The following is a 17,229-nucleotide window of genomic DNA, read 5'->3' as shown; positions in this document are numbered from 1 at the left end:
TGTTTCCCCCATCTACCCCCCGGCGAGCTCCACGAACGGCGTCAAGGCCGCCGGGTTGGCCAGCGCGTCGCGGCTGACGGCCCGATCAGGAGCCACACCGGCGAGGATCTTCTTCACCGGTACCTCACACTTCTTACCGTTCAAGGTACGAGGTATCTCGGAAACCACGACAAACCGATCGGGTACATGGCGCGGTGACAGTGCGCTGCGGAGTTCCTTCTTCAGCGCGGGTTCGATGTCTTCGAGCTTGACGCCGTCCGCGAGCACGACGAAGCAGATCAGCTGACCGTCCTCGTTCCCGGCCGCCGAGGTGTCCACGACCAGGGAGTCCGCGATCTCGTCGTAGCCCTCGACGACCCGGTAGAACTCCGCCGTGCCCATCCGGACGCCGCCGCGGTTGAGCGTCGAGTCGCTGCGGCCGTAGATCACCGCCGAACCGCGGCCGGTGAGCCGGATCCAGTCGCCGTGGCGCCACAGTCCCGGGTACATCTCGAAGTACGCCTCGCGCAGGCGCGAGCCGTCGGGGTCGTTCCAGAAGAACACCGGCATCGACGGCATCGGCTTGGTGATCACCAGTTCGCCGACCTGCTCGACGACGGCGTTGCCGGCTTCGTCGAACGCGTTGACCGCCGCGCCCAGCGCCGGGCAGGACAGCTCCCCCAGCCAGACCGGCACGTCGGGCGCCGACGCGACGAACGCCGCGCACAGGTCGGTGCCGCCGGAGACCGAGCAGATCTGCACGTTCTCGCCGATCTCGTTCACGATCCACCGGAAGCCCTCGACGCTCAGCGGCGCGCCGGTCGAGCCCAGCGCGCGCAGCCCGGTCAGGTCGTAGCGCTCGGCGGGCTTGATGCCCGCCTTGAGGCAGCTCTGGATGAACGGCGCCGACGTGCCGAAGTAGGTGACGCGGTGCTGCTCGGCCAGGTGCCAGAGCGCGTTCAGGTCCGGGTACCCCGGGCTGCCGTCGTAGAGCACGATCGTCGTGCCGACCAGCAGGCCGGAGATGAGGAAGTTCCACATCATCCAGCCGGTGGTGCTGAACCAGAAGAACCGGTCGCCGGGCCCGAGGTCGGTCTGCAGCGCGAGGGCCTTGAGGTGCTCCAGCGTGATGCCGCCGTGGCCGTGCACGATGCCCTTCGGCAGGCCCGTGGTGCCGGACGAGTAGAGCACCCACAACGGGTGCGCGAACTCGACCGGCTCGAACAGCAGCGGCGCGCCGTCGTGCTTCGCGAGCAGCTCGGCCCAGTCGAGCGCGCCCTCCATCCGGCCTTCGCCGACGTATTCGACGAGGACGGTCGCGGCCAGCGACGGCAGCTTCCGCTGGAGGTCGGCGACCGTCGTCCGGATGTCGAACTGGCGGCCGTTGTACGCGTAGGCGTTGACCGCGAAGAGCACCTTCGGCTCGATCTGCACGAAGCGGTCCGCGACCGCGCGGACGCCGAAGTCCGGCGAGCACGACGACCAGACCGCGCCGATGCTCGCCGCGGCGAGGAACGCGACGAGCGTCTGCGGGCAGTTCGGCGCCAGCGCGACGACGCGGTCGCCCTTGCCGACGCCCAGTTCGAGGAACGCCGCCCGGGCCGCGGCGACCTGCGCGCGAAGCTCGCCGTACGTCAGGTGGTTCGCGAAGCCGTCTTCGCGGTGGAAGATCACCGCCGTCTCGTCGTCGCCCTTCGCGGCGCCCGCGACGCCGGGGGTGAGCGCGTGCTCGGCGTAGTTCAGCGTGCCGCCCTCGAACCAGACGGCGTTCGGCATCTCGCCCGAGAGCACCGCCCCCGGCTGGTCGTGCCAGCGGACGCCGAGGAAGTCCGCGACCGCCGCCCAGAAGTCCGGGCCGCGTTCGACCGAGAACTCCCAGAGCGAGCGGTAGTCGTCCACCTCGACGCCGCGCTCGGCGCGCAGCCACTGGCGGAAGGCTTCGATCTTGGTGTCGGCAACGTGGCCCGGCTCAGGGCGCCAGAGGACTTCGGGAGCGTCGGCGGTGTGCGTCACGCTCCGAGCCTAATCCTTGGGATCAGGAAGTCACCTGGTCGAAACCCACACGGAACCCGCCAGGGAGGTGGTGGTCGCCCACATCTACCGGAGGTGCGCGTCGAACCAGTTGAGGGTGCGCTGCCAGGCCTCCGCGGCCGCGCCGGGGTCGGCGTCGAAGCGGTGGTTCGCGCCCGGGTAGTGGACGACGTTCGTGGCGACCTTCGCCGACGCCGCGGCGTCACGCAGCCGCTCGACGTCGGCGCCGCCCGCCTCGTCGCCGGCGTCGCCGTACATGCCGAGCCACGGGCTGGTGAGCCGCCCGGCGATCTCGACCAGCGCGGGCAGTTCGGCGGCCTGCTGGCCGCCGACGCTGACGGCCGCGCCGAGCTTGCGGTGCGAGGCGACGACGAGCGCCGCGGTGCCGCCGAGGTCGAAGCCCATCACGCCGAGCAGGTCGGCCTCGACGCCGCGCTCGACGAGCCAGGCGAGGGTCAGGTCCGTCGCGTCGAGCAGGTCCTGCTGCGTGAGGCGCTCGTTTTCGAGGTGCGGGGTGACGGTCAGCCAGCCTTCCGTGGCGAGACTGGCGAGCAGCAGTTTCACGCCGTCGGTGACGCCGTCCGCCTCGTGCAGGACCACCAAGCCGCCGCGAAGCGCGCCTTCGGGTTCCGAGAAGGTCAGGCGCAGGGCTCGGCCGTCGGTGCGCTGGTAGTCCAGGGAGCTGGTCGACGTCATTGCGTCACTCAATCACTTCCAGATGAACGGGAGGAACCCAGTGTCGCAGGTCACCCGCTCACATACCGCCTGAAGGGAGTCGCGGCGCGGTGGGCGGAAAAGATACGGTGACCGGGTCGTCCCGTCGATTTCCAGGAGCGCCGAAGATGCCGTCCGTGTCCCCGCGTGCCGATCTCGAATCGTTGCCAAAATACGTCCCCGGCCGGACGATCGAAGGTGCGATCAAGCTGGCGAGCAACGAGGTGCCCGGTGGCGCGCTGCCGAGCGTCACGCGAGCGATCGCCGAGGCCGCGGCCTCCATCAACCGTTACCCGGACACCGGTTCGCAGGTGCTGCGTGAGCGGCTGGCGCGCGAGCTGGACGTGCCGGTGGCGCGGGTCGCGATCGGCTGTGGCTCGGTATCGCTGTGCCAGCAGACGATCCAGGCCGTGTGCGCCCCCGGCGACGAGGTCATCTTCGGCTGGCGCTCGTTCGAGGCTTACCCGATCGTCACGCAGGTCGCGAACGCCGTTCCGGTGAAGGTCCCGATCACCGACGGCCAGGAGCTCGACCTCGACGCGATGCTCGCGGCGATCACCGACCGGACGCGCGTGGTCTTCGTCTGCAACCCCAACAACCCGACCGGGACGGCGGTGCGCCGCGCCGAGCTGGAGCGGTTCATGGCCGCCGTTCCCGAGCACGTGCTCGTCGTGCTGGACGAGGCGTACAAGGAGTTCGTCACCGACCCCGAGGTGCCCGACGGCGTCGAGTACACCCGCACGCGGTCGAACGTCATGGTGCTTCGCACGTTCTCGAAGGCGTACGGCCTCGCGGGCCTTCGCGTCGGTTACGCGGTCGCGCCGGAACCGATCGCGGACGCGCTTCGCCAGGTGTACGTCGCCTTCTCGGTGAACATGCTGGCCCAGGTCGCCGCGATGGCGTCGCTCGACGCGGCGGACGAGCTCCTGGAGCGCTGCCAGGAGATCGTCGCCGAACGCGGGCGGGTGCGGGACGCGCTGCTGGAAGCGGGTTACCGGGTGCCCGACACGCAGGCGAACTTCGTCTGGCTGCCGCTGGGTGACCAGGCGGTGCCGTTCGCCGAGCACGCGCTGGACCGCAAGCTGGTGGTGCGCCCGTTCGCCGGCGACGGCGTGCGCGTGACCATCGGGACCCGCGAAGAGAACGACCTCTTCCTGGCCGCGGCACGGGACTTCACCCGCTGAACTGCTTGACCACCAGCTGGATCACGGCGGCGACGCCGATCACCACGATCACGCCGCGCAACACCGCCGGCGGCAGCCTCCGGCCGATCTTCGCGCCGAGAAAGCCGCCGGCGGTGGAGCCGACGGCCAGCCACAGCACGACGGGCCAGCTGATCGGCGCGACGAACGCGTAGATCACCCCGGCGACGACGTTCACGACGGCGGCGAGGACGTTCTTCACGCCGTTGAGCTTCTGCAGCGGCTCCGACAGCAGCATCCCCATCACGGCCATCAGCATCACGCCCTGCGCGGCGGTGAAGTACCCGCCGTAGATGCCGATGAGGAAGATGAAGAACATCAGCAGCGGCCCGGCTTTGTGCTCTTCGCCGTTCTCTTCGCGGCGCTTCGCGACCCACCTCGACACCTTGGGCTGGACGATCACGAGGATCACGGCCAGCGCGACCAGCACGGGGACAACGGCTTCGAAGGCGTCCTTCGGCAGGGAAAGCAGCAGGATGGTGCCGCCGATGGCCCCGAGGAAGGACGCGGCGGCGAACTTCGCGATCTGCCGCCAGTAGCCCTTGAGTTCGTGCCGGTAGCCCCACGCGCCGCTGACGGTGCCCGGCGCCAGGCCGATGGCGTTGGACGTCGTCGCCGTCACCGGCGGATAGCCCAGCGCGACCAGCACGGGGAACGTCACGAGGGTCCCCGAACCGACCACGGCGTTGATGGTGCCCGCCCAGATCCCGGCGATCACGATGATCACCGCGTGCCACCACGTCATGAAGCATTCACGTTTGGAGCCTAAGCATCGTGGGGCGGTCCCGCGACGCAGATGTGTCTGGTCAGACACTCACCGCGGCGCGAAGACGCAGAACTCGTTGCCCTCCGGATCAGCCGGCAGATCCCACTCGATGTCGCCACCGCGTTCGCGAAGCAGCGTGGCTCCCAGCGGCCCCTTCTCCGCGGGCGAGGTCCTTGAACCGCGCTGTCACGCCGGTTCTCCTTCGGGTACGTGGGCGGGGACGACGTCGGACACCACGCGCCAGCCGAGCGAGCCGTAGAGCCCTCGGCCCGCCGCCGAGGCCAGCAGCACGCTCGACCGCGCCCCGGCCGCGACGCCCAGCTGGTGCATCACCACCCGGCCGAGCCCGCGGCGCCGGTGGTCCGGCTCGGTGACGATCCGGTCGAACACCGCGACGCCCGAGGCGACCGCGACCGAGCCGCGCGCCGCCGGGACTCCGCCGGAAGACACGGCCACCTCCCACACCGGCCCGTCGCCGGTCACCGCCACCGAGTACGGCGCCGGGACCTCGGCCTCGGGAAGGGCGCCGTCGAAGGCCATCAGGTACTCCGTCTCTCCCGCCTGCCACGCCGGGGTGAGACCCGCCAGGACGGCGTCGCGTGCGCCGCACGTCTTGAGCCACGTGCCAGGTGCCGCGACCGTGCGGGCCCGCCGGGCCACCGTCGACGGCGTCCGCAGCAGATAACGCACCCGGTGCCCGGGCAACCCCACGTCGACGCGGTGGCCGTCCGGCTCGTCGATCGGCGGTGGTGCCGCTCGCGACACCGCCCAGCCCCGTACCCACGCCGCCAAGATCTCCACGTCCACGATCATGGCAGCCACCCCCGACAGTTCCGCGAGCTGAGAGGATGAGCCCGTGGACAGTGAGCAGGTCTGGAGCGCGACCGTCGACCGCCTGCGGTTGCTGATCGACTCCGGCGAGCTGGCACCGGGGAGCAGGCTGCCCGCCGAACGCGTGCTGTGCGAGGAGCTCGGCATCAGCCGGGGGTCGCTGCGGCAGGCGTTGCGCGTCCTGGCCTCCATCGGTTACGTGCAGATCCGCGCCGGCTCCGGCACCTACGTCCGCGAACATCAGGACCAGCCGCTGCGGACCTGGTTCACCGAGCACGACCAGCTCGTCGAGAAGCTGTTCGACCTGCGCGCGACGGTCGAGCCGACCCTGGCCGGCCGGCTGGCGGGGCATGCGCCCCCCAAAGTCCTGAGCCGGCTCGAGGACAACGTCGCGGAGATGGCGCGAGCCGCCGAGGACGGGGACATGCTGCGCGTCATCGCCACCGACGCCGAGTTCCACCGGGTGATCGCGCAGAACGCGGGCAACGACGACGTCGCCGGGCTGCTGCGGTCGGTCCTCGCCCTGGTCGGCGAGGAGCGCCGGGCCGCGCTGCGGCTGCCCGGGCAGATCCGCAAGGCCGTCGACGACCACCGGGCCATCCTCGACGCCATCCGCCGGTCCGATCCGGGCGCGGCCCGTGAGCTGACCCTCAAGCACCTGGTCGACGCCAAAACTTACGCCCACGACTTCGCCGCGCACCCCGAAACGCGCTAGAATTTTCACAACATTGTGAAACTTTTGGGGGTCGTGATGGAGAAGGTCCACTTCACCGAAGAGAAAGCCACCAACCTGGCCACGCTGTACGGCCGCGCGCTCGACTACCGCAGCGCCGACCCGATCCTCGGCGACAAGGCGGCGGACGACGCCGTCCGCCAGATCGACTACGACTTCACCAAGATCGGCATCTCCCGCGACCGGGCGGTGTCGGTCGTCCTGCGGGCGAAGCCGATCGACGACTGGGCCGCCGAGTACCTGCGCGAACACCCGGACGCGATCGTGCTGCACCTGGGCTGCGGCATGGACACGCGGTTCGAGCGCCTGGCCCCGGCGCCGACCGTGCACTGGTACGACGTCGACTACCCCGAGGTCGTCGAGCTGCGCGAAAAGCTGTACGCCCAGGCGCCGAACCGGACGAACATCGGCTCGTCGGTGACCGACTTCGAGTGGCTCGACCAGGTGCCTTCGGACCGGCCGACGCTGATCGTCGCCGAAGGCCTCACGATGTACCTGACACCCGAGACCGGCACCGAACTGGTCCGCCGGCTGGCCGCGAAGTTCCCCTCGGGCGAGCTGATCTGCGACCTCTTCAACCGGACCGCCATCAAGATCCAGAAGCTCAACGCGCCGGTGCGCAAGGCGGGCGCGACGCTGTACTGGGGCATCGACGACCCGCGCGAACTCGAGCGCTACGGCCTCACGTGTGAGTCCTCATTGGACGCCGCACACTGGGCGACGCCGGAGGTGCTGGCCAGGCTGGGGCCGGTTACGCGGTTCCAGCTGCGCATGCTGAAGGTCTTCCCGGTCCTGGCCCGGACGGCGCACATCGTGCGCTACCGCTTCTGACGGGACTCCAGCACGCGCGCCACGAACTTGTGCAGCTTCTCCTCCATCCGCGTGAGACGTTCCGCAGCGTGTTGCCTTCGCGGCCGGACTTCCCGGCGCGCTTGCCGGAGAACAGCGTGATGTCGGCGAGCCCGTGGGTCGTGGTGCAGAAGCCGCAGATGTTGCTGCGCAGCCGGGACTTCGGGGCCGGAGCGGCGCGCAGGGCGAGCCCGATCACCTCGCCGCCGTACGGCAGCACGAGGTAGGCGCGCCCAGGCGCCTTCGGGTCGCGCCAGCCGAGGAACTCCCGCTTGTCCCAGGGGATTTCCTCGGGCCGGGCAGGCAGCGTCACGCCCTTGGCCTCGCCGCGGGTGCAGTTGACGGCATTTTCGCCCGTACGATCATCCCCGTGCGCACGAACGCCGAGCTGGGGAGGTTCCGGGTGGTGTTGCGCACCAGCCTGGGCTTCGCCGGGCTGGGCGTCGGCTCCAGCGTCGCCGGCTCCGGCGTGGTCGCGCTGCTCCTGCTGCTGCAGGGCCTGCCGAACGACGTCGGCGACCACGGCTGGGTGCTCGGCCTGACCGCGGCCGGCATCGTCGCGGTGGCGCTGCTCGCCGGGACACTGTGGACGGCGTGGCTGCAGCGCCGCACCGCGATCTGGTTCGTGCTCGGCCGCCCGCCGTCGGAGAGCGAGGCGAGGCGCGCGCTTCGCCTGCCGGTCGACATGGCCGTGGTCAGCGGCACGCTCTGGCTGATCGGCACCGTCGTCCTCACCGTGCTCGCCGGGGTGCTCGGCTCGAACGACGACGCCGCCGGCATGGCGACGGTGATCGGGCTCGGCGGGCTCACCACCGTCGGGCTCACCTACCTCGCGGCCGAGTGGGTGGCGCGGCCGGTGATGACGCTCGCGCTGGCGGTCCTGCCGCCGCGCGGCTCGCTGCCGGTCACCGTGCTCACCCGGCTGATCGTCACCTGGGCGCTGGCCAGCGGCGTCCCGTTCGTGGGCGTGCTGCTCATCGCCACGCCGCCGGACCTCGGCTCGGGCGACCACACCGCGAGCCTGATCATGCTGTCGGTGATCGGCCTGGTCGTCGGCGCGATCGGCACCGCGCTGCTGGCCAGGGCGGTCGCGGCGCCGCTGCACCGGCTGCGCGTGGCGCTCGACGAGATCGCGCGCGGCGACACCGGCGTCGCGGTCGACGTCGACGACTCCAGCGAGATCGGCCTGCTCCAGACGTCGGTGAACCAGCTCGCCGCCGGGCTGCGCGAGCAGGCGCGGATGCGGGACCTGTTCGGCAGGCACGTCGGCGCCGACGTCGCCCGGCACGCGCTGGAGTACGGCGCGTCCCTCTCCGGCGACGTCCGCGAGGTCACGGCGTTGTTCGTCGACGTCGTCGACTCGACCGCGCTGGCCTACCGCACCCCGCCGGAGGAACTGGTCGGGAAGCTGAACCGGCTGTTCGCCGTCGTCGTCTCCGCGGTGAACAGCCGCGGCGGTCTGGTCAACAAGTTCCAGGGCGATGCCGCGTTGTGCGTCTTCGGCGCGCCGACACGGCTCGCGGACGCGCCCACCGCCGCACTGGCCGCGGCCCGCGCGATCCGGGACGTGGTGCGCGAGGCCGGCGAGCTCGACCTCGGCATCGGCGTCTCGAGCGGCCCGGTCTTCGCCGGCCAGCTCGGCACCAGCAGCCGGCTCGAATACACCGTGATCGGGGACGCGGTCAACGAGGCCGCCCGGCTGACCGAACTGGCCAAGGCGGTGCCGTCACGGATCCTCGCCAGCGACGCCGTCGTCTCCGCGGCGTTGCCGAGCGAAGGCGCCTACTGGGCGAAGCACGGCGAGCTGGAGCTGCGCGGCCGCCAGGAGGCGACGCCTACCTGGACGACCGCCCCTCAGGCCGGCTGACCCAGCTCCGGCCAGCGCAGCACCGTCGAGCCCCAGGTCAGGCCCGCGCCGAACGCGCTGAGCAGGACGCGGTGGCCGGGCACGAGGGTGCCGTCGGCGCGGGCGTCGGCCAGCGCGAGCGGGATGGACGCGGCACTGGTGTTGCCGACCCGGTCGATGTTGGCGACGACGGCGTCGGCCGGCATGCCGAGCTGCTTCGCCGTCGCCTGGAGGATCCGGATGTTCGCCTGGTGCCCGACGAAGCGGTCGACGTCGCCGACCATCCAGCCCGCGCGCGCCAGGACCGCCCGCGACGACTCCGCCATCCGCGCGCAGGCGTGCCGGAACACCGCGGTGCCCTGCATCGCGAGAAAACGGTCACCCGGGTCGTCCGAGAGCCGCCGTCGCGCGCCGCCGGCCTCGACCCAGAGCAGCTCGGCGTGCTCGCCCTCGCTGTGCAGGTCGAACGGCCCGAGCGCGCCGGGCTCGCCGGCGTCGCCGGCCCGCAGGACCACCGCGCCCGCGCCGTCGCCGAAGATCGGGACGGTGGTGCGGTCGCCGGGGTCGATGAGCGTGGTGAAGGTGTCGGCGCCGATCACCAGCACGCGTTCGGCCAGGCCGCCCGCGATGAACCCCGCGGCCGTCGCCAGCGCGTAGACGAAGCCGCTGCAGACGGCGTTGACGTCGAACGCCGCGGCCGTGCCGAGCCCGAGCCGGGCGGCGACCTGCGGCGCGCTGGCCGGGCAGGGCTGATCGGGCGTGGCGGTGGCGAGGACGACGGCGTCGGCGCTCGTGCCGGCCGAAGCCAGTGCCCTGCGGCCCGCCCCGACCGCCAGATCCACAGTGGACTCACCGGGCCCGGCGACGCGGCGTTCCCGGATCCCGGTGCGGGTCCGGATCCACTCGTCCGAGGTGTCGAGCCGGGTCGCGATCTCGTGGTTGTCCAGGACTTTCGTCGGCAACCACGAACCGAGACCGGTCAACACGGCGGCAGGTGCGGGCACGGGAGAGCCTCCCCACGCCGGCGGGTTGGCGAGCGACCGGCTGGTCTTCCACTTCTATGCGCTACCCCCTGGTAGACCGGTCAGTTGTGTTCCAGGTCACTCAAAAAGTTGTTTCATCTTCGCTCCGAGCGGAGTAGTGAGCGACGTCACGGAGCAGTGCGCGCGCGGCGAATCGTCGGGGGTCCCGGATAGCCTGCTGGGGTGCAGACACCCGACCTCGACCAGCTGGACATCGCGATCCTCGCCTGCCTCCAGGCGGACGCCCGCACCATCGCCGAGACGATCGGCGCGAAGGTCGGCCTCTCGGCCGCGGCGGTGCAACGGCGGATCAAGCGGCTGCGCGAAGCGGGCGTCATCGAGCGCGAGGTGGCGGTGCTGTCGCCGGAGGCGCTCGGGCTGAGCATGACGTTCGTGGTCATGGTCGAGATGGAGCGGGAGAACCTCGCGGTCCTGGACGCGTTCCGCCGCCAGGTCCTCGCCGACGACTGTGTGCAGCAGTGCTACTACGTCACCGGCAACGCGGACTTCGTGCTGATCGTGACGTGCCCGGACATGACGGGCTTCGAGGCGTTCACCCGGCGGATGTTCTTCGAGAACCCGAACGTCCGGCACTTCACCACGAGCGTGGCGATGGACCGGGTCAAGGTGGGCCTCGACCTGCCGCTGGAGCCCTGAGCCCCGATATCCTGGAGCGCTGTCCACCTGGGGGAAGCATGCTCCGAAATCGCCGGGTCTTCCTGGCCGCGACCTTGATCGACGCGCTCGGCAGCGGACTCTGGATGCCGTTCGCCCTGTTGTTCCTCGTGCACGGCCAGGGCATGGGCCTGGTCGACGCCGGCACGTCGCTGAGCACCGGCGCGCTGCTCGCGCTGGCGACCGGTCCGGCCACCGGCGCGGCCATGGACCGGTTCGGGCCGCGCGCCCTGCTCGTGGCCGGCAACCTGGTGCGGCTCGCCGCCTTCTGCGCCTATCCGCTCGTGCACACCGGCTGGCAGGTGCTCGTGGTCTCGCTGGTGGCCGGGTTCGGTGACCGGCTGTTCTGGACGTGCAACGCGCCGATGGTCGTCCGCCTCACCGAAGGCCGGGACACCGACCGCGTGCTGGCCACGCAGACCGTCGGCCGGTTCGCCGGCGCCGGGGCCGGCGCGGCGGCGACCGCCGTGTTGCCGACGATCAGCAGCCAGGCGGCTTTCCACGCACTGGCGTACGTGAACGCGGGGAGCTTCGCGGTCGCGGCCGTGTTGATGGGGTTGCTCCCGCGGGACAAAGTGGCGGGCACCCGCGAACCGGGAGTGGCCTCGGCCGGCGGTCCCGAGGCCGTCGGGCGCCCCGCCGCGCGGAAACCCCGGCCGACGACCTGGCGCGCCGTGCTCGGCGACCGGCCGTTCATGGGGTTCTGCGTCACCCACATGGCGTTCACGCTCGCCAGCGCGAGCAAGTTCGCGGTGCTGCCGATCGTCGTGCGCGATCTGCTGCACGGTCCACAGTGGATCGCCGGGACCGCGATCACCCTCGGCACGGTGGTCGTCGTCACGGGCCAGCGCCCGATCGTCGCGCGGCTGGCCGGTCGCAGCCGGACGGCGGCGCTGATCGGCGCCGCGGTGTTGTTCGCGGTTTGCTTCGCCCTGCTCATCCCGTTGGAAATCGTCCCTCTGCAAGTTGCGACGGGGTTGATCCTCGTGACCAGTCTCGGCTTCTCCGTCGCCGAGGCGATGTTCGGGCCGACCGGCACCGCGGCGGCGGCCGCGGCCGCCGCGCCGGGCGCCGAAGGCCGTGCCAGCTCGATCTTCCAGCTCTCGTGGGGCCTGCCGGTGGCGCTCGCGCCGGGCCTCCTGGCCGTCACGCTCAGCGTGAGCAACGCACTGACCTGGTCGGTACTCGCGCTTATCTGCGCGGCAGCCGTCCCGGCACTGCTCGGGTTACGGAAGAACCTGCCGGCCGCCCTGCGCGAGCCGTCACCATCCGTCGCCGGGTGAGCGCAAGAGGTACGCGTCCGGTGTTACACCACAGTGGACGGATGCAACCGATCAAGTGAACGTGAGAGTTTCTCCGTCATGGCCGAAGGCCCTGCTCATCTCCATGGCGAACAGTTCGCCGCCGCGAACCACTGCGAGACTCCAGGAGGGGCCGTGCACACCGACGCCGTACACCAGAGCCAGTTCGTGTTGCTGAACGAGAGCACCACGCCCGTCCTGTCGCGCCTCTCCTACCAGGCCTACGAGCCCTTCGCGGTCACCGTGGCGTTCCGGACGGAGCGCGGCCGGTGGATCGAATGGACCTTCGCGCGCGACCTCCTCGTGGCCGGCCTCGACGAGCCGTGCGGCCTCGGCGACGTCCGGATCCGCCCGGACCTGTCCGACGACGAAGAGTTCCTCACCCTCGAAATCGAGTCACCGGACGGCTACGCGTCGTTCGAGCTGGAGTACGAGGACGTCCGGGCGTTCCTCGAGGCGTCCTACCAGCTGGTGCCGCTGGGCGAGGAGAGCGCGCACTTCGACGTCGACGGGCTGATCGAGGAGATCAGCAACGTCTGACCCCTGAACCTCCCATTCCCGCGGCGAGGGAACGAGGGCGGGTTTCGGGCGCGCTGGAGGCGCCCGAAACCCGCTCTTTCGCCGTTTTGAACGACTTAGCCGAAGACTCAGCTGGTCTTCAGGGTGGCGCCGGCGGCCGAAAGGGCGGCGCCGATCGGGTAGAAGTACGTCACGGACGTGTTGCCGCCGGACAGGATGCCCTGCGCGTTGTTGCCGGCGATGAAGCCGCCACCCGAGTCACCGGCCGCCGAGCGGACGTTGGTCGCGGTCATGCCGTTGACCGTGCCCTCGGCGTAGCGGACGCTCTGGTTCTTGGCGCCGATGGTGCCGCAGGTCCAGCCGGTGGTCGAGCCGGCCTTGCAGACCGACGTGCCGGTCGCGGCGTTCGACTGGCCGCGCACCGCGGTCCCGTTGTTCATCTGGGCGACCGGGGTCCAGCTGCTGTTCGTGTTCACCCGCGCGTAGTCCGCGCCTGGGAACCGGTAGGCGCCCCACGAACCCAGCGCGGCGCCGTTGGAGCCGGTCAGCCGGCCGGCGCCGGTGAGCGCGGCACAGTGGCCGGCGGTCATGAAGCCGGTGGTCGTCGAGAACCCGACCGAGCAGCGCGACGACCCGCCGATGTAGTAGGCGTCGCCACCGCGGACGTTGGCGTAGGTGGTCGGCTTCGACGCCGTTTCGCGGATCGTCACCGCGGAGGAGTCCACACCGGACTTGGCGAGGAACGCGTCCGCGGCGGCGCGCTGGCCCTGCAGCACGTCGAGGGTGACGCGGTTGGTGGCGTCGTCGACGCCCCAGCCGGTGATCGCCGCGGGGGCCGCCTTGTCGGCGGCGTTCAAGGTGTCCACTGTGGAGTTGAGCTGCCGGGCGCTGAACTTCACGACTTCCGCTTCCGCGCCGGCTTCGCGGATCTTGCCGACCAGCGCGGCGTTCGTCGTGGCGATGTGCGCCTTGCCCGTGGCGGCGTTGTAGGTCGCGCCACCGAACGCGTCCCCGAGCGCCGCGCTGACGGCCTCGGTGACCTTGTTCGCGACGTCCTCGGTCTTCAGCCGCGTGAGCGCCTGGTCGTGGGTCAGACCCAGGTCGCGCTCCATGGCGGGCACGATGTCGGGGTTCAGCAGGTCCTGGCCCGACGCGGGGACGGCGACGGCGGCGAGCGCGCCCGTCGTCATGACCGCGACGGCAGCGGCACCGAGAAGTCTGGCGATCTTCATGCTTCTCCCTAGGTGGTTACGCGCGGCTTTGGGCTGGCCACGCAGTGATACTCCCTCGGGTGAGGGTCCCCGCAGTGGGCGTTACGGTGCAATCCGGGCGCCCGGCGAATGGGTATACGCATTCCCCGCGGACGAATCCCGTGCTCCAGCCGGACTCAAGCCCGGCCGTCACCCAGTCGGACAGGTCCGTAAGTAGGGTTTCTGTGAATTACTTTCAGTAGTCACGCTCAGCGCACGAACGCGTTAAGCGACGCTCGAACGTGCGATAACCCGCGGTTTCGCACGCCTCGTGACCCCTTGCCACCGGTTCCGCCAGCAAACCGGTGACGGCGGGTAGGCGGACGCGTGAGCACTCCTCCGGGTACCTATTCGGTTAAAGGTTTACGGACGGATCAACGCTGCTTAGGCTCCGGCGCAGTGCCTGGGGCCGAGCCCCGGACACCAGCCGGGGGGTGAGCCCCTGGCCCCCAGGGTGACCGGTGCGTCGAGGAGGTCATATGTGGCTGACCGCTCCCCGCCCCACTTCGGTGTCCGTCCGGTCCGGACCAGTGCGCCTGACGGGCCGCGACGCCGAGCTCGACGCCATCGTCGGCGTGCTCCGGCGGCGCCCGGCCGCGGTGCTGATCGAAGGCGAGCCCGGCATGGGCCGGACCCGGCTGCTCGCCGAGATCGGGCGGCGCAAGGAGTTCGCCGGCGGGCGCGTGCTCACCGGCGCCTGCCAGCCGCTGCGGGAACCGTTCCCCTACGGACCCGTCCTGGAAGCGCTTCGCGCGGTGGGCGACGTGCCCCTCGGTCCACTGAGCCCCGTCGCGGGTGTGCTGCGACCCTTGCTGCCGGAACTCGCGGAAGCGCTTCCTCCGCGCCCCGAACCGCTCCCCGACCCGGTCGCCGAGCGCCATCGCGTGTTCCGCGCGGTACGAGAGCTCCTCCAGGCGTGCGGCCCGGCGCTCGTGCTGATCGACGACCTCCAATGGGCCGACGAGGACACCCGCGACCTCATGCGGTTCCTCGCCGGTGCCATGCCGCCGGAGCTGGCGGTGGTCGCCACCTACCGGTCGACCACCGACATCCGCCCCGGGCCGCTCGGCGCCCCGTTCCGGACCGATGCCGCGGTGCATTCCGCGCGCGTCGCGCTGGGCGCGCTCGACGTCGCCGCCGTGCGCGAGCTGGCCGTCGAAATCCTCGAACTGCCCCGGGTCACCGACGAGTTCGCCGCGAAGCTGCACGAGTGCACCGCCGGGATCCCGTTCGTGGTCGAAGAAACCCTGCGGGCGCTGAAGGAAGCGGCCGAGCGGCTCCCCGTCGGTGAGGTCCTGTCCGACCGGCTGCTCGAAAACCTCGAAGTGCCGGTGCTGCTGCGGGAAGCCGTCACCGAACGGCTTTCCGCGCTGCCCGGGCCGGCCGTCCGGCTCGCCGGCGCGGCCGCCGTTCTCGGCGTCGGCGCCGACGCCGCCGTGCTCGGCGAACTCGCCGGGCTCTCGGACGACGCCCTCCGCGGCGCGCTGCTGACCGCCTTGGCCGGTGGCGTGCTCGGCGAAGTCGGCGACGGCAAGTACGGCTTCCGGCACCCGCTGGCGCGCAAGGCGGTCTACGACACGGTGAGCGGACCCGAACGCGCGTCGCTGCACGCGCAGGCGATCCGCGTGCTCGCCGCGCAGCCGTCCCCGCCGCTCACCCTGCTGGCCCGGCACTCCCGCGCCGCGGGGCGCGTCGACCAGTGGCGGCACTACGCCGAAGCGGCCGCCGACGAGGCGATCACCCGCGGCGAAACGTCCCGGGCGATCGACCTCCTGCAGTCCGTGCTCGCCGAGCCCGGCCCCACGCAGTCCGACATCGGGCGCGTGGCGGGCAAGCTGAGCCAGGTCGCGCTCCGCGGCTTCCGCCCCGACGTGATCGGGACACTGGAGCGCGTCCTCGAAGAGGTGGCGCTGCCGCCGTCGGTCCGCGGCTCGATCCGGCTGAGCCTCGGCATGCTGCAGGTCCGGACCATCGGCGGGCTCGGCCGCGGCCGGCTCGAAGTCGAGCGCGCGATCGGCGAGCTGACCGACCGGCCCGACCTCGCCGCCCGCGGGATCACGCTGCTGGCCCAGCCGATCGACGGGCTGACCCCGTTGGCGTGGCACGAATCCTGGCGCGCCCGGGCGGGCGAGGTGTACGAGCGGCTGGACGACCCCGAGCTGCGGCTCGCGCTGACCGTCGACCGCATCGCGGCCGCGTCGCACGTCGGCGACGGCTCGGCGTGGGCGGAGTTCGAAGCGCTGTCGGACACCATCGGCACGGTCGCCGAGCGCGTCCAGCTGGCCCGGCTGTGGTGCAACCTCGCCGACGGCCAGTCGTGGGCGGGCCACCTCGACCGCGCGGAGCGGCTGGTGACCGAGGGCGTCCGGCGCGCGACCGACGCGGGCGCGTTGTACGCGATCGGCCTGATCCAGGGCACGCGTGTCCGGCTGGACTGGGTGCGCGGCCGCTGGGCCGGCCTCGCCGAAGCCGCCGAGCAGCTACGCGACAGCTACCCGGAGCTCGGCCCGATCGTCATGGAGTCTTCGCTGGTGCTCGGGGGACTCGCCGCGGTGCGCGGGGAGTTCGCCGCCGCGCAGCGCCACCTGGCCGCGGCGAGCGTGCACGCACCGGACCGCGGCCCGGTCCCGGTGGTGCTGTCGGCCGCCGGGGTGCTGATCACGGTGCTGCTCGCGACCGACGACGTCGACGGCGCGTGCGCGGCGGCCGACACCGCCGTGGCCGCGGCCGGGCGCAAGGGCGTCTGGATCTGGGCGGCCGCGCTGGTCCCCGCGGCGGCACAGGCCTACGCGCGGGCCGGGCGCTGGCCCGAGGCCGACAGCGTGGTCGAGGCGTTCGCCCGCGGGATCGAGGGGCGCGACGCGCCGGTGGCCGCGGCCGCGCTGGTGGCCGGCCGGGCGGTGCTGCTCGAAGCCCGCGGCAAGCACCTGGCCGCGGCTGCGCTGTTCGACGAAGCCGCGTCGGGCTACACCACGCTGCCGATGCCCTACCCCGCGACGGCGATGCGGGAACACGCCGCGATGTGCCGGCTCGCCGCGGGCAACCGCGAAGCCGTCGAAGAACTGACCGCCGCGGCCGAGGCATACGAACAGCTGGGCGCCACCCGCGACGCCGGACGCTGCCGCCATCAACTGCGCGAGCACGGCGCGTGGGCGCCATCGCAACGCGGACGGCGGGGTTACGGGAGCGAACTGTCGCCGCGAGAACGCGAAGTGGCGCGGATGCTCGCCGAGGGCCGGACGAACCGCGAGATCGCGGACGGGCTGTTCCTCTCGCCGCGCACGGTGGAGCAGCACGTCGCGAAAGTGCTGCGGAAGCTGGGCGCGCGTTCGCGGACAGACGTCGCCCGCAAGCTCCCGCGCGAGCTCACCACCGCCCCAACTTCCTAACGCCCCCAATCTGCCCCAAGGCCGTGAATGTCGCATTGAGGGACTCTGAGTCCCTCAATGGGCCAATAACGGCCGTCCGGTGTGTGCGTGCGCGGGCGGGCAAAGAGTAAGTGGGCGGGGCT

16 protein-coding genes are annotated in these 17,229 nt (G+C 71.6%); 8 read left to right on the top strand and 8 right to left on the bottom strand.

Annotated elements, in window-relative coordinates:
• Positions 1-12: 12 nt before the first annotated feature.
• Together AB0M82_RS39165 and AB0M82_RS39160 are read right to left on the bottom strand one after the other, a co-directional pair.
• The gene (locus tag AB0M82_RS39165) at positions 13-1,992 is read right to left on the bottom strand and encodes an acetoacetate--CoA ligase (protein ID WP_364733442.1); all 1,980 of its coding nucleotides are present in this window, start codon (positions 1,990-1,992) and stop codon (positions 13-15) included.
• 84 nt (positions 1,993-2,076) lie between these two features.
• Positions 2,077-2,706: a dienelactone hydrolase family protein gene (locus AB0M82_RS39160; RefSeq protein WP_364733440.1), complete on the bottom strand. Its 630-nt coding sequence runs from the start codon at positions 2,704-2,706 to the stop codon at positions 2,077-2,079.
• 146 nt (positions 2,707-2,852) lie between these two features.
• Here AB0M82_RS39160 and hisC point away from each other — a divergent pair, with 146 nt between their 5' ends.
• Complete coding sequence (gene hisC / locus AB0M82_RS39155) at positions 2,853-3,908, top strand: histidinol-phosphate transaminase (protein ID WP_364733437.1); 1,056 nt, start codon at positions 2,853-2,855, stop codon at positions 3,906-3,908.
• Here hisC and AB0M82_RS39150 read toward each other — a convergent pair.
• The 3 genes from AB0M82_RS39150 to AB0M82_RS39140 all read right to left on the bottom strand — a co-directional run bounded on the left by AB0M82_RS39150 (position 3,898) and on the right by AB0M82_RS39140 (position 5,505).
• Positions 3,898-4,671, bottom strand: a complete 774-nt coding sequence (locus tag AB0M82_RS39150) for a sulfite exporter TauE/SafE family protein (protein ID WP_364733435.1) — start codon at positions 4,669-4,671, stop codon at positions 3,898-3,900. The genes hisC and AB0M82_RS39150 overlap by 11 nt on opposite strands.
• A gap of 69 nt (positions 4,672-4,740) precedes the next feature.
• Positions 4,741-4,827, bottom strand: coding sequence for a hypothetical protein (locus AB0M82_RS39145; RefSeq protein ID WP_364733478.1), 87 nt, complete (start codon positions 4,825-4,827; stop codon positions 4,741-4,743).
• Positions 4,828-4,878: 51 nt separating this feature from the next.
• Positions 4,879-5,505: a GNAT family N-acetyltransferase gene (locus tag AB0M82_RS39140; RefSeq protein WP_364733432.1), complete on the bottom strand. Its 627-nt coding sequence runs from the start codon at positions 5,503-5,505 to the stop codon at positions 4,879-4,881.
• A gap of 43 nt (positions 5,506-5,548) precedes the next feature.
• Here AB0M82_RS39140 and AB0M82_RS39135 point away from each other — a divergent pair, with 43 nt between their 5' ends.
• Together AB0M82_RS39135 and AB0M82_RS39130 are read left to right on the top strand one after the other, a co-directional pair.
• Positions 5,549-6,238: a FadR/GntR family transcriptional regulator gene (locus AB0M82_RS39135; protein WP_364733429.1), complete on the top strand. Its 690-nt coding sequence runs from the start codon at positions 5,549-5,551 to the stop codon at positions 6,236-6,238.
• Positions 6,239-6,274: 36 nt separating this feature from the next.
• Positions 6,275-7,087: a class I SAM-dependent methyltransferase gene (locus AB0M82_RS39130; protein ID WP_364733426.1), complete on the top strand. Its 813-nt coding sequence runs from the start codon at positions 6,275-6,277 to the stop codon at positions 7,085-7,087.
• Here the strand turns inward: AB0M82_RS39130 and AB0M82_RS39125 are convergent.
• Positions 7,008-7,418: an FBP domain-containing protein gene (locus tag AB0M82_RS39125; protein WP_364733423.1), complete on the bottom strand. Its 411-nt coding sequence runs from the start codon at positions 7,416-7,418 to the stop codon at positions 7,008-7,010. The genes AB0M82_RS39130 and AB0M82_RS39125 overlap by 80 nt on opposite strands.
• A gap of 57 nt (positions 7,419-7,475) precedes the next feature.
• Between AB0M82_RS39125 and AB0M82_RS39120 the strand changes: the two genes are divergently transcribed.
• Positions 7,476-8,972 (top strand): adenylate/guanylate cyclase domain-containing protein, encoded by a 1,497-nt coding sequence (locus AB0M82_RS39120; RefSeq protein WP_364733420.1) that lies wholly within the window; start codon positions 7,476-7,478, stop codon positions 8,970-8,972.
• Here AB0M82_RS39120 and AB0M82_RS39115 read toward each other — a convergent pair.
• Entirely contained in the window at positions 8,960-9,955 is a 996-nt protein-coding gene (locus AB0M82_RS39115; protein ID WP_364733417.1) for a beta-ketoacyl-ACP synthase III, read from the bottom strand. The two genes, AB0M82_RS39120 and AB0M82_RS39115, sit on opposite strands and share 13 nt — an antisense overlap.
• A gap of 201 nt (positions 9,956-10,156) precedes the next feature.
• On the opposite strand from AB0M82_RS39115, the gene AB0M82_RS39110 reads away from it, so the two are divergent.
• From AB0M82_RS39110 to AB0M82_RS39100, 3 genes are all read left to right on the top strand, one after another.
• Entirely contained in the window at positions 10,157-10,630 is a 474-nt protein-coding gene (locus AB0M82_RS39110; RefSeq protein WP_364733415.1) for an Lrp/AsnC family transcriptional regulator, read from the top strand.
• 38 nt (positions 10,631-10,668) lie between these two features.
• Positions 10,669-11,931 (top strand): MFS transporter, encoded by a 1,263-nt coding sequence (locus AB0M82_RS39105; RefSeq protein WP_364733413.1) that lies wholly within the window; start codon positions 10,669-10,671, stop codon positions 11,929-11,931.
• Between the two features lie 153 nt (positions 11,932-12,084).
• On the top strand, positions 12,085-12,489 hold the full coding sequence (locus tag AB0M82_RS39100) for an SsgA family sporulation/cell division regulator (protein ID WP_364733410.1): 405 nt from the start codon (positions 12,085-12,087) through the stop codon (positions 12,487-12,489).
• Between the two features lie 107 nt (positions 12,490-12,596).
• Here AB0M82_RS39100 and AB0M82_RS39095 read toward each other — a convergent pair whose 3' ends face one another.
• The gene (locus AB0M82_RS39095) at positions 12,597-13,700 is read right to left on the bottom strand and encodes a S1 family peptidase (protein ID WP_364733407.1); all 1,104 of its coding nucleotides are present in this window, start codon (positions 13,698-13,700) and stop codon (positions 12,597-12,599) included.
• A gap of 497 nt (positions 13,701-14,197) precedes the next feature.
• Between AB0M82_RS39095 and AB0M82_RS39090 the strand changes: the two genes are divergently transcribed.
• Positions 14,198-17,107 (top strand): AAA family ATPase, encoded by a 2,910-nt coding sequence (locus AB0M82_RS39090; protein WP_364733404.1) that lies wholly within the window; start codon positions 14,198-14,200, stop codon positions 17,105-17,107.
• Positions 17,108-17,229: the final 122 nt, after the last annotated feature.

This window comes from Amycolatopsis sp. NPDC051128, from assembly GCF_040682715.1.
Taxonomy (GTDB): Bacteria; Actinomycetota; Actinomycetes; order Mycobacteriales; family Pseudonocardiaceae; genus Amycolatopsis.
Note: the sequence above shows the minus strand (reverse complement) of the source record. Positions and strands in the feature narration are given on the sequence as shown.